Annotated in this window: 21 protein-coding genes; 11 read left to right on the top strand and 10 right to left on the bottom strand. The window is 75.0% G+C overall.

All coding sequences use genetic code 11. From position 1 onward, the window contains the following. The first annotated feature begins 172 nt into the window (after positions 1-172). Complete coding sequence (locus ACWGB8_RS20810) at positions 173-436, top strand: dsRBD fold-containing protein (RefSeq protein ID WP_452215009.1); 264 nt, start codon at positions 173-175, stop codon at positions 434-436. A 276-nt stretch (positions 437-712) separates the two neighbouring features. Here ACWGB8_RS20810 and ACWGB8_RS20805 read toward each other — a convergent pair whose 3' ends face one another. Then, positions 713-2,242, bottom strand: coding sequence for an MFS transporter (locus ACWGB8_RS20805; RefSeq protein WP_452215008.1), 1,530 nt, complete (start codon positions 2,240-2,242; stop codon positions 713-715). Between the two features lie 165 nt (positions 2,243-2,407). Between ACWGB8_RS20805 and ACWGB8_RS20800 the strand changes: the two genes are divergently transcribed. Next, positions 2,408-3,172, top strand: coding sequence for a TetR/AcrR family transcriptional regulator (locus ACWGB8_RS20800; protein WP_452215007.1), 765 nt, complete (start codon positions 2,408-2,410; stop codon positions 3,170-3,172). A 204-nt stretch (positions 3,173-3,376) separates the two neighbouring features. On the opposite strand, the gene ACWGB8_RS20795 is transcribed toward ACWGB8_RS20800, so the two are convergent. Beyond that, positions 3,377-4,261: an alpha/beta fold hydrolase gene (locus tag ACWGB8_RS20795; RefSeq protein WP_452215006.1), complete on the bottom strand. Its 885-nt coding sequence runs from the start codon at positions 4,259-4,261 to the stop codon at positions 3,377-3,379. A gap of 201 nt (positions 4,262-4,462) precedes the next feature. On the opposite strand from ACWGB8_RS20795, the gene ACWGB8_RS20790 reads away from it, so the two are divergent. After that, on the top strand, positions 4,463-4,897 hold the full coding sequence (locus ACWGB8_RS20790; RefSeq protein WP_452215005.1) for a MarR family winged helix-turn-helix transcriptional regulator: 435 nt from the start codon (positions 4,463-4,465) through the stop codon (positions 4,895-4,897). Between the two features lie 110 nt (positions 4,898-5,007). On the opposite strand, the gene ACWGB8_RS20785 is transcribed toward ACWGB8_RS20790, so the two are convergent. Continuing rightward, positions 5,008-5,970 (bottom strand): AEC family transporter, encoded by a 963-nt coding sequence (locus tag ACWGB8_RS20785; RefSeq protein ID WP_452215004.1) that lies wholly within the window; start codon positions 5,968-5,970, stop codon positions 5,008-5,010. A gap of 271 nt (positions 5,971-6,241) precedes the next feature. On the opposite strand from ACWGB8_RS20785, the gene ACWGB8_RS20780 reads away from it, so the two are divergent. Then, a complete protein-coding gene (locus ACWGB8_RS20780) occupies positions 6,242-6,697 on the top strand; it encodes an HD domain-containing protein (RefSeq protein ID WP_452215010.1) in 456 nt (151 codons plus the stop codon). A gap of 107 nt (positions 6,698-6,804) precedes the next feature. On the opposite strand, the gene ACWGB8_RS20775 is transcribed toward ACWGB8_RS20780, so the two are convergent. Together ACWGB8_RS20775 and ACWGB8_RS20770 are read right to left on the bottom strand one after the other, a co-directional pair. Continuing rightward, positions 6,805-7,476 carry an HAD family hydrolase gene (locus ACWGB8_RS20775; protein ID WP_452215003.1) on the bottom strand — a complete coding sequence of 224 codons (672 nt, stop codon included), beginning with the start codon at positions 7,474-7,476 and terminating at the stop codon, positions 6,805-6,807. A gap of 159 nt (positions 7,477-7,635) precedes the next feature. Next, complete coding sequence (locus ACWGB8_RS20770) at positions 7,636-9,237, bottom strand: carboxyl transferase domain-containing protein (protein ID WP_452215002.1); 1,602 nt, start codon at positions 9,235-9,237, stop codon at positions 7,636-7,638. 288 nt (positions 9,238-9,525) lie between these two features. On the opposite strand from ACWGB8_RS20770, the gene ACWGB8_RS20765 reads away from it, so the two are divergent. The 3 genes from ACWGB8_RS20765 to ACWGB8_RS20755 all read left to right on the top strand — a co-directional run bounded on the left by ACWGB8_RS20765 (position 9,526) and on the right by ACWGB8_RS20755 (position 13,060). Beyond that, complete coding sequence (locus tag ACWGB8_RS20765; protein ID WP_452215001.1) at positions 9,526-11,664, top strand: tetratricopeptide repeat protein; 2,139 nt, start codon at positions 9,526-9,528, stop codon at positions 11,662-11,664. Positions 11,665-11,723: 59 nt separating this feature from the next. After that, complete coding sequence (locus tag ACWGB8_RS20760; RefSeq protein WP_452215000.1) at positions 11,724-12,404, top strand: TetR/AcrR family transcriptional regulator; 681 nt, start codon at positions 11,724-11,726, stop codon at positions 12,402-12,404. Positions 12,405-12,544: 140 nt separating this feature from the next. Continuing rightward, entirely contained in the window at positions 12,545-13,060 is a 516-nt protein-coding gene (locus tag ACWGB8_RS20755) for a universal stress protein (RefSeq protein WP_452214999.1), read from the top strand. Between the two features lie 279 nt (positions 13,061-13,339). Here ACWGB8_RS20755 and ACWGB8_RS20750 read toward each other — a convergent pair whose 3' ends face one another. Continuing rightward, positions 13,340-14,194, bottom strand: a complete 855-nt coding sequence (locus ACWGB8_RS20750) for an IclR family transcriptional regulator (protein ID WP_452214998.1) — start codon at positions 14,192-14,194, stop codon at positions 13,340-13,342. Between the two features lie 538 nt (positions 14,195-14,732). On the opposite strand from ACWGB8_RS20750, the gene ACWGB8_RS20745 reads away from it, so the two are divergent. The 4 genes from ACWGB8_RS20745 to ACWGB8_RS20730 all read left to right on the top strand — a co-directional run bounded on the left by ACWGB8_RS20745 (position 14,733) and on the right by ACWGB8_RS20730 (position 18,646). Continuing rightward, positions 14,733-16,043, top strand: a complete 1,311-nt coding sequence (locus ACWGB8_RS20745) for an extracellular solute-binding protein (protein WP_452214997.1) — start codon at positions 14,733-14,735, stop codon at positions 16,041-16,043. A 143-nt stretch (positions 16,044-16,186) separates the two neighbouring features. After that, positions 16,187-17,164: a carbohydrate ABC transporter permease gene (locus tag ACWGB8_RS20740; RefSeq protein WP_452214996.1), complete on the top strand. Its 978-nt coding sequence runs from the start codon at positions 16,187-16,189 to the stop codon at positions 17,162-17,164. Next, entirely contained in the window at positions 17,161-18,009 is an 849-nt protein-coding gene (locus ACWGB8_RS20735; protein WP_452214995.1) for a carbohydrate ABC transporter permease, read from the top strand. Before ACWGB8_RS20740 ends, ACWGB8_RS20735 begins: the two co-directional genes overlap by 4 nt. 97 nt (positions 18,010-18,106) lie before the next feature. Then, entirely contained in the window at positions 18,107-18,646 is a 540-nt protein-coding gene (locus ACWGB8_RS20730; protein WP_452214994.1) for a nucleotidyltransferase domain-containing protein, read from the top strand. A 107-nt stretch (positions 18,647-18,753) separates the two neighbouring features. On the opposite strand, the gene ACWGB8_RS20725 is transcribed toward ACWGB8_RS20730, so the two are convergent. From ACWGB8_RS20725 to ACWGB8_RS20710, 4 genes are all read right to left on the bottom strand, one after another. After that, the gene (locus tag ACWGB8_RS20725) at positions 18,754-20,850 is read right to left on the bottom strand and encodes a xanthine dehydrogenase family protein molybdopterin-binding subunit (protein ID WP_452214993.1); all 2,097 of its coding nucleotides are present in this window, start codon (positions 20,848-20,850) and stop codon (positions 18,754-18,756) included. Beyond that, a complete protein-coding gene (locus ACWGB8_RS20720) occupies positions 20,847-21,836 on the bottom strand; it encodes an FAD binding domain-containing protein (RefSeq protein WP_452214992.1) in 990 nt (329 codons plus the stop codon). The genes ACWGB8_RS20725 and ACWGB8_RS20720 overlap by 4 nt, the downstream gene beginning before the upstream one ends. After that, a complete protein-coding gene (locus tag ACWGB8_RS20715) occupies positions 21,833-22,330 on the bottom strand; it encodes a (2Fe-2S)-binding protein (protein ID WP_452214991.1) in 498 nt (165 codons plus the stop codon). Before ACWGB8_RS20715 ends, ACWGB8_RS20720 begins: the two co-directional genes overlap by 4 nt. Positions 22,331-22,420: 90 nt before the next feature. Then, entirely contained in the window at positions 22,421-23,062 is a 642-nt protein-coding gene (locus ACWGB8_RS20710) for an alpha-ketoglutarate-dependent dioxygenase AlkB (protein ID WP_452214990.1), read from the bottom strand. Between the last annotated feature and the right edge of the window lie 728 nt (positions 23,063-23,790).

Below are 23,790 nucleotides of genomic sequence, written 5' to 3'. Positions count from 1 at the left end.
TCCAGACTACAGCCGGGCCGGAGCCGACGCCCCCGCCCCGGCGCGGCCCGGCCCCGTCCGGCGGCGGGTGCGGCCCTTGCGCGCTTGCCGGGTCGGGCGCGGCGGGCGCACGCTGGTGTGAGCAGCCGTACGGGCTGGTCAGGCGCGATCGGTCGGCGCCAGGAGGTGTGGCATGCACAACCAATGGGATGTGGAGCTGAGCTTCGAGGAAGACGGCGTGCACACGGGATGCAACGCAAGACTGACCGGGGCCAGGGCCCCGGGCCTCAGTGCCCACGGGGAGGCGGTCAAGAGCGCGGACGACCGTCCGCTCGCGCGCATCGGCGAGGAGGTCGCGGCCTCCCGGGCACTGGAGGAGCTGTCCCGCAAGCTGCGGGCCCAGGCCACCGGGGAGATCGAGGACGAGGGCCACCGCCCCAGCTACCTGATCTACTGACGGATCCCGCCCGCGAACTCCGGCGGGACGACGAGCCACCGGCGGACGGCCGGACGGCGCGCTGCGGCGCTGCCCCGGCCGCCCGTCGGGCGCGCCCGGGGCCTGCGTCTGTGTGTCGCGCGCGTCCGCCGCTGGTTGCCCACGTGCTGCTCGGCGGGCCGCCGCCCGCCTCGCCCTCGTACGGGACGCTCGGCCTGCCGTGCCTGGCCCGCCGGCCTCCCGCCCCCGCTTCCCGGCCGCCCCGCCCGCCCGTCGTACGGGACGCCCCTCCCGCCGCTACGCCCTCCGGGCCGGAGCGAATACCGCGGCGAGTGCAGCCGCCAGTGCGAGCAGGGCCGCGGTGGCGAGGAACGCCCGGTCGTAGCCGGCGGCGAGTGCCGCGAGCGGCGACCCGCCCTGTTCGGCCTCCCGTCGGGTGGCCGCGACCGCGACGGCGGTGAGCACGGCGAGGCCGATGCTGCCGCCGCACTGGCGTCCGGTGTTGAGCAGTCCGCTGACCAGGCCGGCTTCGCGCGGGTCGACCCCGGTGGTGCCCATCGCGGTGTTGGCGACCATGCAGATCCCGACTCCGACGGACGCCACCACGGAGGGGCCGAGGAAGTCCGTGAGGAAGTCGGAGTCGACGCCGAGGTTGCCGAACCAGAGCATCCCGAGCGAGGTCAGCAGCAGTCCGGCCGTCAGTACCGCGCGGCTGCCGAAGCGTGCGGTGAGGCGTCCGGCGACGAGGCTGCCGGCGGCGGTGCCCGCGCAGAACGGCAGGAAGGCGGCGCCGGCGGCGAGCGGTCCGTAGTGGAGCACGTTCTGCAGGTGCAGCGAGCAGAAGTAGAACCCGACCACCATCGAGGCTCCGACCAGGGTCACCAGCAGGCTCGCCACCCCGACCGTGCGGTTGCGCAGGACGCCGAGCCGGACGATCGGTGCCGAGGCGACGCGCGCCTCCCACAGCAGGAACGCGCCCCCGAGGAGGACGGCGGTGCCGAGGGTGCCGAGGGTGCGGGCCGAGGCCCAGGGATGCCGTTCGGTGGCCAGCAGTCCGTGGACGAGGACGGTCATCGCGGCGGAGGCGAGTACGGCGCCGACGACGTCCGGCCGGCCGGTGGGCTGCGGACGCGTGGCGGGTACGGCGCGCCAGGCCAGGACGAGGGCCGGGAGGACGATCGGCACGTTGATGAACATCACCCACCGCCAGTCGAGCAGGTCGGTCAGCAGCCCGCCCAGCAGGACGCCGAGTGCACTGCCGCCGGCCGCCACCGTCGACCAGATCCCCACGGCCCGGGTCCGGGCCGGCCCTTCGGGGAAGGTCACCATGATCACGGTCAGGCTGATCGGGGCGAGCAGCGCGCCGGCCACGCCCTGGCCGGCGCGGGCCGCGATCAGCTGGCCCGGGTTCTGGGCGAAGCCGCCGAGTACGGAGGCCAGGCCGAAGAGGACGAGGCCGGCCACCATGGCGCGCCGGTTGCCGACCAGGTCGGCGATCCGTCCGCCGAGCAGCAGGAGCCCGCCGAAGGCCAGTGCATAGGCGTTGACGACCCAGGGCAGGGCGCTCTCCGAGAACCCCAGGGCCTCGTCGACGGCGGGCAGTGCGATGTTCACGACGCTGGCGTCCAGGTTGACCACCAGCTGACACAGGCAGGCGGCGATCAGTACCAGGGCGGTGCCCGGACCGGTGGCGGTCCGGCGGTGGGATCCGTCGTCCGGCGGCGAGCCGCGGCGGGCGGGACCCGGGGCGGTGACGGATCCGGCCGGGCCCTTCGGTGCGGCTTCGGGTACGGCTTCCGGTGGGGCTTCGGGCAGGGCGTCGGACATGGCGGCCTCCATTGCGAACGTTGTTCGCGTAAGGTAAGCCTTACTTCGAGCCCGCGGCAACCGTGCAGGTGATGACGGCGCACGAGCGGTGAAAGGGGAGTGGGGGCGCGTGAAGGTCGCTCGCCCTGCAGGGGCGCGCCTGTGCGGGCATGCCAGGATGACGGAATGCCAGAGGAACGCCGAGCCGCCGCTCCGGCCCCCGCACCGAACCGCAGCCAGCCCGCCCCCGGCGCCGCCCCGGCCCCGGTGCCCGAACCCGAGCGCGGCCGCTACGGTCCGCGCCGCCCCCGGCCGGGACTGACCGCCGCGGGCGTGGTCGCCGCAGGTCGGCGGGTCATCGAACGCGACGGCATCGACGCGCTCACCATGCGCAGCGTCGCGACCGAACTCGGCACCGCGCCCGCCTCGCTCTACCGGCACGTCGCCGACCGCGACGCGCTGCTGCTCGCCGTCCTGGAACAGATCGCCGAGGGCCTGCCGGTCGACGTGCCCGGCGGCGACCCCGCAACCCGGCTGCTGCGGCGGCTCGTCGACGCCCACGACTACATGGCCGGCCACGCCTGGGTGCTGCACATCCTGATCAAGGGCGAACTCGTCGCCGCGAACGCCCTCGCCTTCAACGACGCCTGCCTGGCCGACCTGCGGGCCGCCGGCCTCGCACCGGCCCCCGCACTGGCCGCCTTCCGCGCCTGCTGGCAACTGGTGCTCGGCGAACTGCTCTCCGAACACCCCGTCCGCCCGCCCCGCGAGCCCAGCCAGCGCCGCGCCCTCCTCACCGCAGTCGACCCCGAACGCCTGCCCGCCCTCGCCGAAGCCCTGGCCGCCGACCCCTACCGCGGCCCCGGCGCCCACTGCGACAGGCTCGCCCCGGCCCTCCGGGCCCTGATCGGCGGACTCCTTGCGGCGGGCACCCGGAATCCGACCGCCTGACGCCCGCCCCGGGTGCCGACCTGCCGGTAGCGCTGCCGCAGCGGACGAACCCCGCCCCCGGGTCCGACCGTGCCGGCCCGACCGCCGACCGCCCGTGCTGGGCTTTCCGCGAGCCGGCGGAGCCGCCTGTCCGCCGGGTCGCGGGGCCGCTCGTGCTCAGCCCCGCTCGTGCTCAGCCCCGCTCGCGCTCAGCCCCGCTCGCGCTCAGCCCCGCCGCAGGAACTCCGTAAGCAGGCCGTTCAGTCGCTCCGGCTCGGCGAACAGGAGGCTGTGGTGGGAGGCGTCCGGGAGGACGGTGGTGGCGGCGCCGGGGAGGGTGCGGCGGGCGAGGCCGGCGACGTGCTGCGGGTCGTGGGTGCGGCTCCGGCCGGCGAGCACGACCAGGGTGGGGGTGGTCATGCCGCGCAGTCGTTCGGCGGCCGGGCGCGGGCCGGTGACCGGGCGGGCGGAGGGGAAGCGGGCGTGGCCGAGGGCGAACAGCTCGCGCCAGTCGGCGTCGAGCGCGGTCCCGCCGCTCTCCCAGTCGAGGTAGGCGTGTGCTCGGCCGTGGGCGGCCGACCGGGGTGGCAGGAAGAGCGGCAGGGCGTGCAGCAGATAGCCGGGGCGGAAGCCGGTGAAGCACTGGGTGGGGTCCAGCAGGGCGAGCCGTTCGACGCGGGCCGGGCGGTTCAGCGCGTACTGGAGGGCGATCCAGCCGCCGTACGAGTGACCGCACAGGTCGGTGGCGGTGAGGCCCAACTGGTCGAGCACGGTGTCCAGCCAGCCGAGCAGGCCGTCGAGCCTGCCGAGCGGGCGGCCGTTGTGGACGCTGCGCCCGGGGTCGCCGATCAGGTCGACGGCGTGGACGCGGTGGGTGGCGCCGAGCGCTCCGGCGGTGGCGAGCCAGGAGGCGGAGGTGGCGCCGCCGCCGTGCAGCAGGACGAGCGGCGTGCCCTCGCGCGGGCCGCAGATGCTGACGCGGGTGGTGCCGTGCTCGGTGGGGGCGTCCACGGATTCGACCGGGAGCGGCCAGCGGGCCAGCAGGGCGTCGTACGCGGCGAGGAAGGCCGGGTCGACGGTGGTGCGGGTGGTGGCGGTGCGTGCGGACATGCGGCCTCCCGGGGTGGCGTATTCACTCGCTGGGCAATATTCTCGCTGAGCGAGAGAATAGGCACGGAATCCGCCGCGACGGAAGGGGCACCAGGGGTGGACGAGGCAGGAGAGGCAACCGGGGCGGCCACAGCGCCGGGACCGTCACCGACACCGGCGCCGGCACCGACTGCGGTCGGCGGCGCCGAGCAGCCGCCGACGATGCAGCTGGTCCACCTGCTGCGCGGGCTGACCGTCGAACTCGACCTGTTCGGCGCCGAGTTCGCCTCCCGGAACGGACTGCACCCGACCGACCTTCGGGCGCTGATCCACCTGCTGGACGCTGCCCGCGCGGGCACGGTGGTCACCCCGGGGCGGCTCGGCGAGGCGCTGCGGCTCAACTCGGCGGGTACGACCGGGCTGGTCGACCGGCTGGAACGGCTGGGCCTGATCCGCCGCGAGCGCGACCCGGGTGACCGCCGCCGGGTCCTGCTCCTGGTGGAGCCGCGGGCGATGGAGACGGGGCAGACCTTCTTCGGCGGACTCATCGGCGATCTGGTCGCGGCGATGGGGCGGTTCGACGACACCGAACTCGCCACCGCCCGCCGGTTCCTGGAGGCCATGACCGAGGTGGTCGCCGCCGCCCGCGAGGAGTGACCACGGGGGCGCCCCGCATCCGACCCGCCCCCCCGGCCAGGCCGAGGAAAGGACCGTCCGCCGGCCCCACCCGCTCCGCAGCCCCACCCGACGCGCCCGGAGCCGGTGGCTCACCCCGGCAGTAGCTGCCCCACCACCGACAGCGTGGCCATCGACACCAGCGTGGACCAGAGCACCGCGTCCCGGGCCAGCGCGCTGCCCGCCCCGTACTCGCGGGCGTAGACGAACACGTTCTGCGCGGTGGGCAGCGCCGAGAACAGCACCACCGTGCGCAGTTGGTCCGGCGGGAGGCGGAGCAGGTACGCCCCGACCGCGTAGGCGGCGAGCGGCTGGAACAGCGTCTTCACCGCGACCGCCGTGCCGGTCTCCGCGATCCGGGTCCGGCCGGGGGCCGCCGGCGGTCCGTGCAGCGACATGCCGAGGGCGACCAGGGCGGTCGGTACGCCCGCGCCGCCGAGGAGTTCGAAGCAGCGGGCGAGGTCGGCGGGAAGCCGCCAGTGCAGGGCCGAGACGGCTGCGCCCAGGGCGGCCGCGAGCAGGATCGGGTTGCGCAGGGGCAGGGTGAGCAGACGCCGGGCGAAGCGGGCCGACGCGCCACGGCGCGAGGCCGCCGTGGCCCCGGGCCGGTCGGGTGCGCCGTTGTGCGCGTCCAGCACGGTCAGGACGACCGGGGTGACCAGCAGGGTCTGGAGCAGCACGACCGGGGCGACGAAGGTCGCGTCGCCGAGCACCTGCACGGCCACCGGGATGCCGAGGTTGGCGGAGTTGACGTAGCCGGCGGCCATCGAGCCGATCGCCCGGTCGGCGGGTCCGCGGTCGAAGAGCAGGGCGGCGAGGGCGAGCCCGAGTCCCATGGCGAGCGCCGTCCCGGCGGCGAACGCGAGCATCGAGGTGTTGGCGAACCGTTCCAGCGGGGTGCGGGCGATCATCATGAACAGGGCGGCGGGCATGGCGACGTGGAAGACGAACCGTCCGAGCACCGTTTCGCCCTGCGGCCCCAGCAGCCCGCGCCGGGCGAGCAGCCAGCCCACCCCGGTCAGGGCCCAGATCGGGGCGAATCCGGAGAGCAGCATGGTCCCTCGCTGGTCGGAGCGGCAACGGCGGTACGGGGTCCGCCCGGTACCCGGGCAGGCCGGACGGGAGCGGTACGGCCACCGCACGGTGCGTACGGCAACCACGCACCGGCGCAGTCAATCAGGCGTTCGAACGCGGTGGTTCGGCGGGGCCCGGCGGGTGGACGGCGGTGGCTCGGCACCGGCCGGACGCAGGCCTCGAGGCGGGTCCGGCACTTCGCGCGCCCGACGGGAATCGCCGGCCACGCCCTAGCATGGCCTGGTGGAGTATCTGAGCCTTGCCGAGGTGGAGAGCCTCGCCCGTCGCGCCCATGAGGGGCAGGTCGACAAGTCCGGCCGGCCCTACACCGAGCACCTGGCCGCGGTCGCCCACGGCGTCGCCGCCCGCGGGGGCAGCGAGGAGCAGATCGCGGCGGCCTGGCTGCACGACGCGATCGAGGACGACGCGCTCACCCGGGACTGGCTGGACGGCGCCGCGCTGACCGACACCACCAAGGCGATGGTCGACGCGATGACCAAGCGCCCCGGCGAGGACCAGGAGGTGTACGCGGCCCGGATCCTCGCCACCCCGGGGGCGCTGCTGATCAAGCAGTCGGACCTCGCCCACAACGCCAACCCCGCCCGGCTGGCGATGCTGGACTCCGCCACCGCCGCCCGCCTCACCGCCAAGTACGCCCGCATGCGCGCACTGCTGGGCCTGCCCGAGGTCGCGGACGAGGCGCGCTGACGGGAGTCCGGCGGGCGGGTGCTCAGGGACCTGCCGACGGCCGGCAGGCGCCGAGGGAGCTGCCGACCGGCCGACGGGCGCCGAGGGACCCGTCGGCGGGCGGGCGCTCAGAGCCCGGCGATCAGCGCCGGCAGCTGCCGCATGTCCTCGAACACCGTGGTCCCCGGTCCCGTCAGGCGGTCGGCGGGGGTGAGGCCTCCCGCGTAGCCGAACGAGCGCATCCCGGCGGCCCGGGCCGCCTGCAGGCCGTACCGGCTGTCCTCCACGACCACGCAGGCGGCCGGGTCGACGCCCGACTGCCGGGCGGCGTACAGGAAGAGGTCGGGTGCGGGCTTCCCGCGGGGTACCTCGTAGGCGCTGAAGATCCGGCCCGCGAAGTGGTCGTACAGCCCGGTGCGGCCGAGGGTGTGGCGCATCTTGTCGTGGTCGCCGCTGGAGGCGACGCAGGTCGGGAGGGTCAGGGCGGCGAGGGCCTCGGTGATGCCGTCGACCGGCTGGAGGTCGGTGTCGACCGCTTCCGCGTGCATCGCGGCGAAACGCTTCGCCCAGACCTCCGCCGTCTCCGCGCCGAGCCGTTCGGCGACCTGCTCGCCGATCGAGGCCATCGAGCGGCCGATGAAGCGCTCGACGACCTCCGCCTCGTCCAGCGGCCAGCCGAGTTCGGCCCCCAGGGCGACGTTGACGCGTACGGCGATGCGCTCGCTGTCGACGAGCACGCCGTCGCAGTCGAAGATCACCAGCTCGACGGGCCGTTCGACCGGTTCGATCATTCCTGTCATGGCCGCAGCATAGGTGACCCCCCGTCACCGCCCACGGCCCGGGCCACCCCGGCGCATCCCGCTACGCCCTCACCCCCGCCACCCGTTCACCCCCGCCACCCGTTCACCCCCGCTACCCGATCACCCCTCCGCTCCCTGCTCACCCCCCGCCACGGGCGCTCAGCCCTGCACGGCGTCCCCCAACCGCCGGTGCCGGCGGGCCCGCTCGGCGAGCCGCTGCGCCTCCGGCCGGGCCGTGAGTTCGCCGAGTGCCGCTCCGAGGGCGCGGCCCAGTCGGGCGCAGAACGCGGCCGGTTCCTCGGCGGCGTCCGGCAGTTCGGGTACCACGGTGTCCACCAGGCCGACCGCCGCCAGCTCCCGCGCCCCGATCCCCTGCGAACGCGCCAACTCCGCTGCGTGCTCCCCGTCGCGGTGCACGATCGCGGACGCGCCCTCGGGCGGCAACGGCGCCAGCCAGGCGCGTTCGGCGGCCACCACCCGGTCGGCGGGCAGCAGGGCCAGCGCGCCGCCGCCCGAACCCTGGCCGAGCAGCACCGCCAGCACCGGCGTGCGCAGCGCCAGCAGGGTGGTCAGGCAGTGCGCGATCTCCACGGCGACACCGTCGAGTTCGGCCTGCGCGGACAGTTCGGCACCCGCCGTGTCCACCACCGTCACCAACGGCAGGCCCAGCTGCTCGGCGAGCTGCGCGGTCCGGCGCACCGCCCGCAGGTCCGCGGCGGTGAACGGGCGGTCCCGCTCCGCCGTCCCGCGCTCCTGCCCGACCACGACCACGGGCTGCCCGTGCAGGACGGCGAGCGCCCTCACCAGCGCACCCCGGCGGCCGTCCGGGGCGTCCAGCAGCACCGACTCCTCGGCGGTACGGCGCAGCAGCTCGCGCGCCCCCGGCCGGTCCGCACGACGGGTGCTCAGCACGGACTCCCACGCGTCGGGCGCCGGCCGCTCCGCCGCCACGTGCTCTGCCGCCACGCGCCCCGCATGCTCGACGGCCACCGACCCCGCGCCGGCCTCGGCGCCCGACCCCGCAACCGACCCCGGCCCCGCAGCCGGCCCCGCAGCCGGCCCCGACCCAGGCTCCCGCCACGGCGCGAGCACGGCCAGCGAGCGCCGCAGCACCTCCCGCAGGTCCTCGGGCGCCACCACCGCGTCCACCAGCCCGCGCCGGGCCAGCGTCTCGGCCCGCTGCACGTCCTCCGGCAGCTCCACCCCGCGCAGTTCCTCGTACACCCGCGGCCCCAGGAAGCCCAGCCGGGCGCCCGGTTCGGCGAACACCAGCTGCCCCAGGGTGCCCCACGAGGCGAACACCCCACCCATGGTCGGATTGCGCAGGTAGGTCAGGTACGGCAGACCGGCCGCCCGGTGCGCCTGGACGGCGGCGGTGATCCGCAGCATGCACAGGAACGCGGCCGAGCCCTCCTGCATCCGGGTGCCCCCGGACACCGGCAGCGCCACCAGCGGCAGCCGTTCGGCGGTGGCGCGCTCCACGGCCCGGGTGATCCGCTCGGCGGTCGCCACCCCGATCGACCCGCCCAGGAACCCGAACTCCGAGGCCACCAAAGCCACCGGCCGCCCGCCGAGCAGGCCCCGCCCGGTGGTCACCGCCTCGTCCAGCCCGGTCCGCTCCCGCGCCCGGTCCAGCGACGCCCGGTAGCCGGCGTCGACCTCCCCGGGCGCGGGCGGCTCGTCCCAACCCACGAACGTCCCGGGATCCACCAGCAGCCCGATGAGCTGCCGGGCCCCGCGCGCGACCCCGCCCCCGCTCACCGCCGCCCCACCACCCGAACCGCCCCGCCGCCACCCGCACCCAGCTCCCAGGTATCCACGCCCGCCAGCGTACGCAGCCCCCCTGGAGCCGTCCCTGAGCACCGACCCGATGTGAGCCGTCCGACACCTTCGGCGCCCGTGGTCCGACCGGTCGGGGAGCCGGGTGCCGGCGTGCCGTCCGCTCCGGGATCTCTCCCACACGAAGGAGCCCGGCAGGCTACGGTGAGTTCCCGAGACGACGGGCCGGCGCGGTGGCGGACCGGCTCCGCGGAGACACGGGGGTGTGGCGTGGTGGAACCGCTGTCGCTGGCGGCGGTGACGGCCTTCCTGGGGGCGGTCGCCGCGGGCTCGGCCAACGAGGTGGGCCGCCGGGTCGCCGAGTCGGTCGGCGGCATGGTCGCCCGGGTCGTCGGGCGGTCGGCACCCGCCCCGACCGGGGCCGCCGAACGGGCCGCGCTCGCCCGGGAACTGCTGGAACGGGCGGGCGAGGATCCCGCACGGGCCGGAGCGCTGGCCCGCTGGGTGAACGGCCTGCCCGGCGGGGCCACACCCGCCGACGGCCTGCCGCCGAACCTGCTCCCCGCCCCGTTCCGCTTCTTCACCGACCGCCGCGGCCCACTCGCCGAACTCGACCGCGAAGCAGGGCGCAAGCCCGACGGCCGCCCCAAAGTGGCCGTCCTGCACGGTCCCGAGGGCATCGGCACGAGCTCCCTCGCGCACTACTGGGGCAGCCGCGAGCAGCAGCGCTTCCCGGACGGCACCCTCTATGCCGACCTGCGGGGGAACGGATCCGACACCGGCGCCCTGCTGCGCCGCTTCCTCCTCCGCCTGCACGTGCCCGCCGACCGGGTGCCGCCGGCCGTCGACGACCGCGTCGGCCTCCTCCGTACCCTGCTGGCCGATCGACGGCTGCTCGTGGTGCTGGACCACGTCGGATCGGCCGTCCAGGTCAGGCCGCTGATCACCTCCGCGCCCGGGGTGTTCACCCTGGTCGTGGCCAGTCGGCCGGTCGCCGGTCTGGATGCCGTTCCCGTCGCCGTCGGCCCCCTCGCGGACAAGGACGCCCGCCGACTGCTCACCGACCTCGCCGGGAAGGACGTGATGGCCGCGGCCCGGTCGGCCCTTCCAGAGATTCTGCGGCGCTGCGGCGGTTCGCCGTTCGCCCTGCGCGCCGCCGCACTCGACCTCGCGGCCGCCGAGGTCGAAGCGGGCGGACGACCGGACGGGACCGGAGTCGCCCGCGCGGACGACGACCCGGTCCGGGCGGCCGTGGCCCGCCAGTATGCCGGGCTCGGCCCCGCAGCCGCCCGCTTCCACCGCCTGAACGCCCTGCACCCCTGGCCTGCCCTCACACCGGGTCCGGCGGCTGCCGCAGCGGGCGTACCGGTCGACGATGCGGCACTCCTGCTCGCCGAACTCGCCGATCGGCAACTCCTCGAAAGCGCACCCGACGGCCGGTACCGCCACCGCCCGGCCGTCCGCAGCCACGCCGTCGAGGAGGCCGCCCGGACGGACGGACCGGCCGCCTGCGCCGCGGCACTGACCCGCACCGTCGAGTGGTACCTCACGTTCGCCGTCGCTGCCGACTACGCGGCGCTCAAGGAGCGTTGGCACGTCAGTCCGCTGTTCGACCGCATCGGCCCCGGTCCGTACCCGGACGAGGGGGCAGCGGTGGCCGCACTGCAGGCCGAGGCCGCCAACCTGGTGGAGGCCTCGCTCACAGCCGAACAACTCGACCGCCCGGATCTCCTCTGTCCGCTGGTCGAAGCCCTGTGGGCGCTGCAACTCAAGTCCGGATCGCACGAACTGCTGCTCCCCGCGCTGCGTGCCGGTGCCCGCGCCGCCGCCGACCGCTTCCCGGGCACCCTGACCGCCGGTCGCATGCACACCCAACTCGCCTGGTGCCTCCTGGAGCTGGGCGCGTACGAGGAGGCGGAGCACGAACTCCGATCGGCCTCGGCCGCCGAGGAGGCGGCCGGCCACCTGCGGGGCCGGGCCACGGCCGTGGAGTCGCTCGGCCTGCTCCGCCTGCGGCAGTGGCGGTTCCCCGAGGCGCTGGAGTGCTTCGAGCACGCCGAGCGGATCCTCGACGGGATCGAACCCGACGGCGAGGGGGCAGCCGACCTCCCGCGCGCCCGTGCGCTCCTGGTACGCCACCGCGGTCGGGCCCTGCGGGGCCTGGGTCGCTTTGCGGAGTCCCGTCGACTGCTGACCGAGGCCCTCGGCCGCTTCGAGGCGAGCGGCGAGCCGTACAACACGGCCCGGGTGCTCACCGACCTCGCCGAGACCCACCTCGACGAGGGCGCCGGACAGGCTGCCGCCCCGCTGATCGAGCGCGCCGCCGCCGTTCTGCGGCGACAGAACGCGACCGCGCAGCTGGAGCTGGTCGACCTCCTCCGGCTCAGGCTCCGCTGGGAGGCGGTGTAGCCGGCCGGCGCCGCGCCCGGCCGGGCCGGGGGACGGTCGGGGGTTGCTAGGGTCGGGGCATGGCAACCGGCAGGCCCCTTCCCGCGTCCGGACGGCTGCGGCGGGATGCGCAGCGCAACCGTGATCTGCTGGTCGCGGCGGCGCGCGAGATGTTCTCCCGGTACGGGCTGGACGTTCCGCTCGACCAGATCGCCAAGGAGGCGGGGGTCGGGAACGCGACGCTGTACCGGCACTTCCCGACCCGGGAGGCGTTGATCGGCGAGGTGTTCGCGGAGGCGTCCGGGCTGTTGGCGGAGGCGGCCGCGGAGGCGCTGGCGACCGAGGACGCCTGGGCAGCCATCGAACGGTACTTCGAGCGGATCTTCGAGCTGGTGGCCGCCGACCGGGGGATCAACGACCTGGTCACCCGGGCGATCCCGGCGATCCCGGAGATGGTGGAGATCAGCCGGCGCAATGCGGTCACCGTCGGTGCGCTGGTCGCCCGGGCGCAGGAGCAGGGCTCGATGCGGACCGATGTCGTGACCATGGACCTGCTGTTCCTGCTCGGCCCGCTGTGCCGGGCGCTGCCGGCCGCCACCGAGTTGCGGCCCGACCTGTGGCGCCGCCACCTCGCCCTGCTGCTGGACGGCTTCCGCGCCCGCGCGACCCATCCGCTGCCGGTGCCGCCGGTCGGCGAGGAGCACCTGGACCGGATGTTCGCGGACCTCTGGGAGGCCGGACCGGGCCCCGAGGCCCGGTAGGGGGCCCGCGGGCGTCAGGGCCGCGTCGGGATCGGGCCCGTCCGCGTCAGGGGTCCGTCAACGGACGGCCCGGCCGTCCGCCGCCGCGCTTGGCTGGACCCGCAGCACCGGGTACCAGTCGAGAGGGACGGTCAGCAGGGATGAACACCCACCGCGTCGTGGTCGGCGTCAGTGGCTCACTGGGCAGTCTGGCGGCCCTGCACCGGGCGGTCGCCGAGGCCCGCCGCGCCGGAGGGCAGGTCCTCGCCGTGCACGGCTGGGTTCCGGCGGGCGGCGAGTTCGCCTACCGCCGCTCGCCGTGCCCGCCGCTGCTCGACGCGTGCCGGGAGGCTGCGGAGGCCCGGCTCGCGGAGGCGCTGGACGAGGCCTTCGGCCTGGCGGGCGGGGGTGGCACGGTAGGTGTGCGGGTGTTCGCCCGGACGGTGCGGGGCGACGCGGGTGAGGCGCTGGTCCGGGCCGCCGACCGGCCGGACGACCTGCTGGTGCTCGGGGCCGGCGGCGGCCTGGTGCGCCGGGTGCTGCGGCCGTCGGTGGCGGGGTACGTGCTGCGGCGCGCGGAGTGTGCGGTACTGACGGTCCCGAGGCCGCCGCTGCAGCGGGAGTTCGAGGCGCTGCGGCGGGGCCGGCAGTTGCGCGAGCTGCTGTCGGTCCGGTGAGGCCCGCGGGACAGCCGCCCCCTGTGCGCCGGGCCAGGCGCGGGCGGGTCCGGTGAGGGGGCCTCACGAACCCTGCACACCTCCGGCCTTCACCGCGGGTTCGAACGGGGTTTCAGGCCTGGTAGTGTTCTTCCTGTCGGAGGGAGTGATTCCTCCGCCAGGCGTCAGAGGTGCTACTGGAGCACGTCCTACTTTCAGTAGGGAGAGTCCGTTCGACCCGGGCCTGGCGCTCCACGATCCGGGGCCCGGTGCAGCTTCTGCACCGGGCCCCGGCCGTTGTCACGGCTGGGCGGCCTGCCGGTCGGAGCCGAGTTCGCGGGAGATCCGCAGGCCGACCTGGGCGACGACCGGTCCGAGCGAGCGGACCCTGGCGGCGGTCATCCGGGAGGTGAGGCCGGAGACCGAGAGGGCCGCGGTGACCTCCCCGGTGTGGTCGAAGATCGGTGCGGCGACGCAGCGGACCTCGGGTTCGTTCTCGCGGTCGTCGATGGAGTACCCGCGGGCGCGGATCCGGGCGAGGTCGGCGCGCAGGTGCGGTTCGTCGGCGATGGTCCAGGCGGTGACGGGGCGCAGGCCGGCGGCGACCACGTCGGCGACGGTCTCCTCGGGCATCCAGGCGAGGATCGCCTTTCCGGTGGCGGTGCAGTAGGCGGGGGCGCGGCTGCCGACCCGGGAGGCCATCCGGACGTTGGTCTCGTCCTCGACCTTGTCGAGGTAGACGATGCCGTTGCCCTGCCAGACGGTCAGATGGACGGTCTCGCCGGCTTCGCGCTGGAGGCGGCGCAGGTGTTCGGCGGCGACGCTGCGCAGGTCGAGGGTGGAGAGGTAGGCCTGGCCGAGCCGGAGCGAGCCGTGGCCGAGCCGGAACCAGCCGGTCTCGCGGTCGCGGTCGAGCAGGTGCTCGTCGAGGAGCGGGCCGGCCAGGCGTAGCACGGTGCTCTTGTTGAGGTCGAGGGCTTCGGCGAGTTGGCCGAGCGGGACGCCCCGGCCGCCGTTGCCGTGGTCGCGCACGTAGCCGAGTACGGCGAGCGCGCGGCGCAGCGAGGACGACTGGTTGCGCTCGCCCGGTGCGGTCTTCTTCGCCGCGGTTCGGGCGGAGCCGCGTGCGGTCTCCGCGTCCTCCGGCTCGGTCATCGGTCCGTTCCCCTCTCGTTCCACTGCCTGCGCCGCGGGGCGGGTCCGCGGGACCCGTCGCGCGGCTCGCTGCCGTCCGCCGCCGGGGCCGCAGCCTTCGTCGCCCGGGCCTGCCGGCCTTCGTCGCCCGGGTCCGCCGGCCTTCGTCACCCGGCCCGCCGGCCTTCGTCACCCGGCCCGCCGGCCTTCGTCACCCGGCCCGCCGGCGTTCGCCTGCGCGCCCCGCGACCTTCGTGGCCCGGACCCGCGGCGGTGGACCGACCGTACCCGTTGGGGGCGTGTTCGCCGATTCTTCGGCACAGCATTGTGCACTGCAAAACTTCCCGAACGGCCTCTTGTTGGCCCCGCGCGGCCCGGCCTAACGTCCCTGGCATCGAGCGGGCCCTCCGGCTCCCCACCCGGGCCGACGGGCCGCCGAACCCCCACATCCACGCGTTCGCGCACCCACCATCGGCCCCGGTCAGGGCCTGCTCCGACGTGCCCGTCCCCAGCGGCCGCACGTCGCGGCGGCATCTGTCGGGAGGGGAGGTCTCCACCCATGCGACTGATCGGACGAGCCGCGGCGGCTGCCGCTCTGACGGCGACCTGCTTCGCGGCTGCGGCCTGTTCACCGGGCACCGCGCTGCCGGCCGGTGACAAGGCCGGCGACGAGAAGACCGGCACGCTGCAGGTCTGGCTGTACAACGAGGCCGGCAACGCGCCGAAGGAAGCCGTCGTCAACAAGGCCGTCGCCGAGTTCCAGGCCTCCCACCAGGGCGTCACCGTCAAGATCAGCTACATCGACACCGACGCCTCGGCCCGCGCGGCCAAGATGAAGGGGGCGTTCAACGACCCCAACAGCGCGCCCGACCTGGTGGAGTTCGGCAACACCGACCTGCCGGGGTACGTCGCGGCGGGCGGTCTCGCCGACATCGGCGCCGACCTCGACCGGTGGAAGGACAAGGGCGACCTCGACCCGGCCATCGCGGCGACGGCGGTGCTGGACGGCAAGACCTACGGGCTGCCGTGGTGGGTCGGGGTGCGGGCGCTGTACTACCGCACCGACCTGTTCACCGAGGCGGGCCTGTCCGCACCGGCCTCGTACGACGAACTGGTGGCCGCGACGCGGAAGATCCACGCCGCGCACCCGGACACCTTCGGGATCGCGGTCGGCGGCAAGTACACCTTCGGCGCGCTGCCGTTCGTCTGGGACGCCGGCGGCGACATCGCCGCCAAGAGCGGCGCCGGGTACCGGGCCGCCATCAACTCGCCCGAGTCGCAGGCGGGTCTGAAGCGCTACACCGACCTGTTCGGCGCGGACGGCTGCCCCGCCCAGCAGTGCGCGGACCTCACCGGCGGCAAGACGGTGGACCTCTTCGCGGCCGGCAAGGCGGCGATGGCGATCCTGCCGAACTCCAGCCGCAGCAAGGTGGACGCGGGGGCGGCCAAGGGCAAGTACGCGGTCGTGCCGCTGCCCGGGGCCAAGGCCGGCTCGGTCGCCCCGGCGTTCGGCGGCGGCAACAACCTGGGTGTCATGAAGGCCGCCAAGCACCGCACGCTGGCCGTCGAGTTCGCGCAGTTGCTGGCGAGCCCGGCCTACCAGGAGCAGATGTACGACGCGATGGGCAACCTGCCCACGCTGAAGTCGGTCAACGGCAGGGTGGCGGCGAAGGACGCCTTCCTCAAGCCGTTCACGGACACCATCGCGGCCGGCACCAAGTTCGTTCCGCTGCACCAGGCGTGGGCGCAGATCGACGCGCAGTCCGTGGTCCCGAACCTGCTGCAGCAGGTCGTCACGGGCAAGGCCGACGTGGCGAAGGCCGCCGGCGACGCCGCGGGGCAGATCGACGCGGCCTTCGCGGGCAACTGACCCACCCCGCCGCCGCCCGGGGGCCGGTCCGCCAACGGGCCCCCGGGCTCCCCCTCCACAGGCCGGCCCCTCCACCGGCTCCCCTTCGCAGGCCCCCTCCACCGGCTCGCCTCCGCAGGCTCCCCAGAGAGCAGGTCCCGCACGTGTCCGCACCCACCACGACCGCCCCGGCGGCGCCGGCCTCCCCGAGCGGGCGGCGCCGGGGCCGTGCGCCGGCCGCGCCCCCGCGCGGCCGGCGTCGCCCTCCGTTCCTGCTGCTGCTCCCGGTGGCGGTCATCCTGATCCCGCTGGTGGCCTACCCGATCTACCAGCTCGGCCTGCTGTCGGTGCTGGAGTTCGGGCAGGCCCAGGCGTCCGGCGGCGTGCCGACCCGCTTCGTGGGCTTCGGCAACTACGACCGGATCCTGAGCGACGGCCAGTTCTGGTCGGTGCTGACGCAGACCGTGGGCTTCGCCGCCTTCTGTGTGGTGGCGACCCTCGCGGTGGGTGCCGCGCTGGCGGTGCTGCTGACCCGGGTCGGCCGGGTTGCCCGGCTGTGGCTGACCACCGCCGCGATGGCGGCCTGGGCGGCGCCGGCGATGACCGGTTCGACGGTGTGGAGCTTCCTCTTCGACACCAACCTGGGCCTGGTCAACGACACCCTGGTCCGGCTCGGTCTCTCGGGCTTCCACGAGTACAACTGGTTCTACGACAAGTGGACGGCGTTCCTGATCGTCGGCGCGGTGGTGGTCTGGCACTCCTTCCCGTTCGTGATGGTCACCCTCTACGCGGGGATCAACGCCATCCCGACCGAGATCCTGGAGGCCGCCGCGCTCGACGGCGCCCGCACCTGGACGACCTTCCGCCGGATCACCGCCCCGATGCTGCGGCCGATCCTCACCATCGTGGTGATCCAGTCGGTCATCTGGGACTTCAAGGTCTTCACCCAGATCTACGTGATGACCGAGGGCGGCGGCATCGCCGGGCAGAACCTCGTCCTCAACGTCTACGCCTACCAGAAGGCGTTCGCCTCCTCCCAGTACGGGCTGGGCGCGGCCATCGGGGTGATCATGCTGCTGATCCTGGTCGTCCCGACGGTCCTCTACATCCGCTCCCTGCGACGGACGGGAAACGAACTGTGAACACCCGCAGCCGCCGGCGGTTCACCGCCGACACCATCGCGCTGGTCGTGGGCGCGATCACCGCCTTCCCGATCTTCTGGATGGTGCTCTCCGCCTTCAAGCCCAAGGGCGAGGTGCAGTCGCTGGACCCGAAGCCGTGGACCGCGCACCCGACCCTGGACAGCTTCCGCCAGGTGCTCGGCGTCGACGGCTTCGGCCGGTACTTCATGAACAGCCTCGTCATCGCCCTGGCGGTGGTGGCGCTGTCGGCCGTGGTGGTCTTCCTCGCGGCCGTCGCGGTGACCAGGTTCCGCTTCAGGTTCCGCACCACGATCATGGTGATGTTCCTGATCGCCCAGATGATCCCGGTCGAGGCGCTGACGATCCCGCTGTTCTTCATGTTCCGCGACGTCGGCCGGGTCGCCCCCGGGGTCGGGCTCAACACGCTCGCCTCGCTGATCCTGGTGCAGCTGGCGTTCTCGCTGCCGTTCGGGATCTGGATGATGCGCGGCTTCGTCGCCGCCGTCCCGGAGTCCATCGAGGAGGCCGCGCAGATCGACGGCGCGAGCCGCACCCGGATCCTGTGGACGATCCTCTTCCCGCTGGTCGCCCCGGGTCTCGCCGCGACCAGTGTGTTCTCCTTCATCGCGGCGTGGAACGACTTCGTCTTCGCCAAGACCTTCATCATCAGCGCCACCGACAACCAGACACTGCCCTCGGCCCTGCTGGTCTTCTTCAAGCCCGACGAGAACGACTGGGGCGGCATCATGGCGGCCTCCACCCTGATGACGGTGCCGGTGCTGATCTTCTTCATCGCCGTCCAGCGCCGGCTGGTCTCCGGCCTCGCGGGCGCCGTCAAGGACTGAGGTACAGCCAATGACTGAGGCACCGTCAAGAACTGGGCGCGGTCCAGGGCAAAACCCGTTCGCGGCGGCCGGTGGCGCTCGGCTAGCGTCGCCGATCATGGACACCGAACGCGCCGCACGCCAGCTCGACCTGATCGCCGGGACGCTGGGCCTCGCCCGCCGTCTCGGCATCGACCTCCGGCTGCGCGGGGGCTGGGCGATGGACTTCCTGCTCGGCACCGTCACCCGCGACCACGAGGACGTCGACTGGTTCGTCGACGCCGCCGACGCCCCCGCCCTGACCGGGGGCCTGCTGGAACTGGGCCACCGGCCGCTGCCCGGCCCGCCGCCCGACCAGCAGCTCGACTTCGTCAAGGACGGTCTGGAGTCCGGGTTCGCCCTGGTCGAGCGGACGGCCGACGGACGGGTCCTGGTCGCCGGCGGCCCCTTCGCCGGGTCCGCCTGGCCGGACGGCATGCTCGACGGCCCCACCGGTCGGCTCGGCGGCGTGGAGTGCCCGATCGTGGCGGCCGCCGCCCAGATCGAGATCAAGCGGATGATGCCGGTGTGGGACCCGCGCCGCCCCCGCCGGCCCAAGGACGCCGAGGACATCGCCCGGATCACCGCCTTCCTGGCCACCCGCCCGGACGGCGGCTGACGCCCCGGCCGTCCGCGGGTCCGGGCGGTCCGGGCGGCCCGGGTGGTCCGGGGCTGCGGTGCCGACCCGTAGCCCGGCCCCGCGGCCCCGCGCCCCCGCGCTTCCGCTCACAGCTGCGGCAGCAGGTCCTCCGGCCGTACCGGCAGCTCCCGCACCCGCACCCCGGTCGCCCCGTGCACGGCGTTGGCGACCGCCGCGGCCGTCCCGACCGTCCCCAGCTCGCCGATGCCCTTCACCCCGAGCGGGTTGACGTGCGGGTCCTCCTCGGGCAGCCAGTACGCCTCCACCGACGGCACATCGGCGTTGGCCGCCACGTGGTACGAAGCCAGGTCGCGTTCCGCGTGGTCGCCGAACTCCGGGTCCATCGTGCTGTGTTCGAGCAGCGCCATGGAGGCGCCCATGACCATGCCGCCGGTCAGCTGGGAGCGGGCGGTGCGTTCGTTGAGGATCCGCCCCGCCGCGAACACCCCCAGCAGCCGCCGCAGCCGCACCTCCCCGGTGTCCGCGTCCACCGCCACCTCGGCGAACTGCGCACCGAAGGAGTGCCGGGAGTACGTCCGCCCGGCGGCCCGCACCTCGTCCAGGGTGTCCGCCCGGAACGCGGCCCCCTCCACCGGCAACCCGGCGCCGTAGGAGTCGAGTTCGCGCAGCAGCCCCTGGCAGGCCCGGTGCACCGCCCAGCCCCAGGACGCGGTACCGGCCGAGCCGCCCGCCAGCGGTGCCCGGGGCAGGTCGCTGCGCCCGATCTCGACCCGCACCCGGTCGAGCGCGACGCCCAGCGCCTCGGCGGCCACCTGGGCCAGCACCGTACGGGCGCCGGTGCCGAGGTCGGTGGCGTTGGTGCGCACCAGGAAGCCGCCGTCGGGGAAGGCCGTCACCTCGGCGGTCGACGGGCCGGCCCAGGCCGGGTAGGTGGACGCCGCGACGCCGGCACCGAGCAGCCACCGGCCGTCCCGGCGCGGGGTGCGGGCGGCCTCCCAGCCGAACCGGCGGGCCCCCTCGTGCAGGCACTCCACGAGGTGCCGGCTGCTGAACGGGCGCCCGCTGTCCGGTTCCACGTCCGGTTCGTTGCGCACCCGCAGCTCCACCGGGTCCAGCCCGCACAGCTGCGCCAGTTCGTCCATCGCGCACTCCAGCGCGAACATCCCGGGCGTCTCGCCGGGGGCCCGCATCCAGGACGGCGGCGGCACGTCCTGCCGGGCCACCCGGTGCGTGGTGCGGCTGTGCGGCGCCGCGTACATCACCCGGCCGGGCACCGCGGCCTGCTCGACGAACTCGGCCAGCGTGGACGAGCGGGTGGTCACCTCGTGCGCCAGTGCCGCGAGCCGGCCGTCGGCCGAGGCGCCCAGCCGCACCCGGTGCAGGGTCGGTGCGCGGTGCCCGACCACGGCGCTCAACCGGGAGCGGGGGAGGGCCAGGCGCACCGGGCGGCCGACCGACCGGGCGGCCATCGCGGCCAGCACCGCGTGCGGCCGGGTGCTGCCCTTGCAGCCGAAGCCGCCGCCGACGTGCTCGCTGACGACCAGGACGTCCCCCGGGGGCAGGCCGAACAGCGCCGCCAGGGTCTCCTGCACGGTGTTGGTGCCCTGGCTGGAGTCGTGGACCGTCAGCCGGGAGTCCGTCCACCAGGCGGTCGCGGTGTGCGGTTCCATCGGGTGGTTGTGCAGCGGGCCGACCCGGTACTCCTGGTCGAGCCGGACCTCGGCCGCCCGGAACGCGGTGTCGAACTGGCCCCGCTCGCGGACCGCCGGGTAGCCGCCGTTGGCGGTCTCCGGGGTGTACAGCCCCGGGTGGTCGGCGGTGAGCACCACGTCGTGCGGCTCCTGTGCGTACACCACCTCGACCGCCTCCGCCGCCGCCCGCGCGTCCTCCAGGGTCTCGGCGACCACCAGCGCCACGAGCTGGCCCCGGTAGGAGATCCGCGGCGACTGCAGGACGGCGAGGACGGGGTCGCCGTCCTCCGGCAGGGTGAGCGGGGGAGCGTTGCGGTGGGTGAGCACGGCCAGCACCGCCGGGTCGACCAGGGCCCGCTCGGTGCGGACGGCGGTGATGTCGCCGCGCGCCACGGTGGCGCTGACGGGCCAGGCGTGGGCCAGCCCGTCGGGGCGCAGGTCGCCCGCGTACCGGGCGCGGCCGGTGACCTTCTCCCAGCCCTCCAGCCGCTCCGGTCCGGCGGACCGCTCCTCGGGCCGTGCCGCGTTCACCGCGCCTCCCCGGCCAGGTCGGTGAGCACCCGGACGGCCAGCCGGCGGGCCAGCGGCACCTTGAAGGCGTTGTCGCGCAGCGGCCGGGCGACGGCCAGTTCGGCGTCCATCGCCCGTCCGTACGCCTCGGGGTCGGCCGGGCCGCCGAGCAGCGCCGCCTCCGCCGTCCGGGCCCGCCAGGGCTTGGGGGCGAGCCCGCCGAAGGCCAGCCGGACGCCCGCCACCCGGCCGTCCCGGACGCTGAGCAGCGCGGCCACCGAGGCGGTGGCGAAGGCGAAGGAGGCCCGTTCGCGGACCTTCCGGTACACGCCCGCGGTCCCCGGCGGGGGCGGCGGGAGCTCGACCGCGGTGATCAGCTCGGCGGGCGCCAGCTCGGTGTCCCGTTCGGGGGTGTCGCCGGGCAGCCGGTGGAACCACTCCAGCGGCAGGCTGCGGGTCCCGTCCGGCCCGGTCAGGTGCAGCACGGCGTCCAGCGCGACCAGCGCCACGGCCAGGTCGGACGGGTGGGTCGCCACGCAGTGGTCGGAGGTGCCCAGCACGCCGAGGTCCCGGTGCACCCCGGCCACCGCGGGGCAGCCGGAGCCGGGGCGGCGCTTGTTGCAGGGCTTGGCCACGTCCTGGAAGTACAGGCAGCGGGTTCGCTGCAGCAGGTTGCCGCCGGTGGTGGCGGCGTTGCGCAGCTGGCCGGAGGCGCCGGAGAGCACCGCGGCGGCGAGCACCGGGTGGTCCCGCCGCACCCGGGGGTCGGCGGCCAGGTCGCTGTTGCGCACGGTCGCACCGATCCGCAGTCCGCCGTCCGGGGTGGGCTCGATCCGGTCCAGCGGCAGCCGGGCGATGTCCACCAGCCGGGCGGGGCGTTCGACGTCGAGCTTCATCAGGTCGACCAGGTTGGTGCCGCCGGCCAGCGCCCGGGCCTGCGGGTCGGCGGCCAGCAGGGCGACGGCCGTCGCCACGTCGGCCGGGCGGGTGTAGCCGAGCGGCCTCATCCGACGCCCCCGCCCACCCGGCGGACCGCCCGGACGATCCCGGGGTAGGCGCCGCACCGGCACAGGTTGCCGCTCATGCCCTCGCGCACCGCCGCCTCGTCGAGCCCGTCCGGCGACTCCGCCAGCAGCCCGGCCGCCGAGCAGAGCTGGCCCGGCGTGCAGAAGCCGCACTGGAACGCGTCCTCCTCGACGAAGGCCCGCTGCAGCGGGTGCGGCTGCCCGTCCGGCCCGGCCAGGCCCTCGACCGTGGTGACGGCCGCACCGTCCTGGGCGACGGCGAGCAGCAGGCAGCCGACCATCCGGCGCCCGTCCACCAGGACGGTGCAGGCGCCGCACTGGCCGTGGTCGCAGCCCTTCTTGGCGCCGGTCAGGCCGAGGTCCTCGCGCAGCACGTCCAGCAGGGTGCTGCGGTGGTCCACGGTGAGGGAGTGCGGACTGCCGTTGACGGTCAGCGTGATGCTGCTGCCGGCCGGCCCGGGGTCGATGGCGTTCATGCGGCACGCATTCCACCCGGTCCGGCCGGGGAATCCCGATGCCCGTCGGGACCACCGGTTCGGGTCCGGCGGCCGCGGCCGCCCGGCGGCTCAGCTCACCCCGAGGGGCCGGTACTGGATGCTGATCCGGGGGCCGACCGGGCGGGCGGTCTTCGGGACGGCGTGCTCCCAGGTCCGCTGGCAGGAGCCGCCCATCACCAGCAGGTCGCCGTGCCCGAGCGTCCGCCGCACGGTCGGGCCGCCGCGGTGGCGGGGGCGCAGCAGCAGCGCCCGGGGCTCGCCGACCGAGAGGATCGCGACCATGGTGTCCTCCCGGGCTCCGCGCCCGATCCGGTCCCCGTGCCAGGCGACGCTGTCCCGGCCGTCCCGGTAGTAGCAGAGGCCCAGCGTGCGGAACTCCTCGCCGAGCTCGGCGAGGTAGTGCGTGCTCAGGGCCCGCCGGGCCTCCTCCAGCACCGGGTGCGGTGCCCGCTCGCCGTCCCCGTACCGGGCCAGCAGCCGGGGCACCTCGACCGTCCGCTCGTACATCTCGCGCCGCTCGGCCCGCCACGGGACCTCGTCGGCCAGCCGTTCGAACACCTCGTCCGCCCCGGTGAGCCAGCCGGGCAGCGCGTCCACCCAGGCGCCGTCGCCCAGCACCGTCCGGCGCAGGCCGGCCAGGCCGCCCAGTGCGGCGCCGTGGGCGTCGGTGCAATCGAACAGCGAGGGCTGCAGGTGGAACGCGGTGCTCATGAACCCAGCGTACGCCCGAATCGAACAGGTGAGCGAGTGATGGGAGGTTCGGCGGTCGGGCGGTTCGCCGGCGGCCGGGTTCGCGGGCTGAGTGCTCGCGCCGCCGCCGCAGGGGTGCAGCCGGACCCGGGCGGCCGTTCTGAGCAGGCGTGATGAGCTGGTAGTGTTCTTCCTGTCGGGCGGAGATCATCTCCACCGAGCAGGCGTCAGTGGTGCTACCGGAGCACGTCCTACTTTCAGTAGGGAGAGTCCGTTCAACCCGGGCCTGGCGCTCCATCACAGGGCGGCCGTTCTGCTTCGCGCAGGACGGCCGCCCTTGTTCGTGCCCGCGCCCCGCCCGCGCCCCGCCGCCGACGTTCTGCCGATGCCCGCCGGTGACGCCCGCAGGCGCCCGCCGGTGGCCCCGAGCGGCGCCCCGTGAGGCAGGTCGAGCGGTGGCAAATGGGCCAGAGTCTGTCCGAAATCCGGCCGCCGTGCCGACGGGCGGCGAAGTATCGGTCAAGGTCCCCTCCCTGGTCGGCCGGCGGGCCGGCGCCGAATCGGCCGTCCGGTCTGCGGATTTGCCGTGGTCGGCCATCTGAGGCTGCATCAGATATCTGGCTGAAAACTAGCCCTGAAGATCTGAATATGCCATTGGAATGTTCGTCATACGAGATCCGGCAGTAGCCTTCCGTGGCGAAGCCGCCACCGATCGTGGCGGGCGGTCGGCGCCGGCCCCACACGCCCGG

This window comes from Kitasatospora sp. NPDC054939 (genome assembly GCF_053610105.1).
Note: the sequence above shows the minus strand (reverse complement) of the source record. Positions and strands in the feature narration are given on the sequence as shown.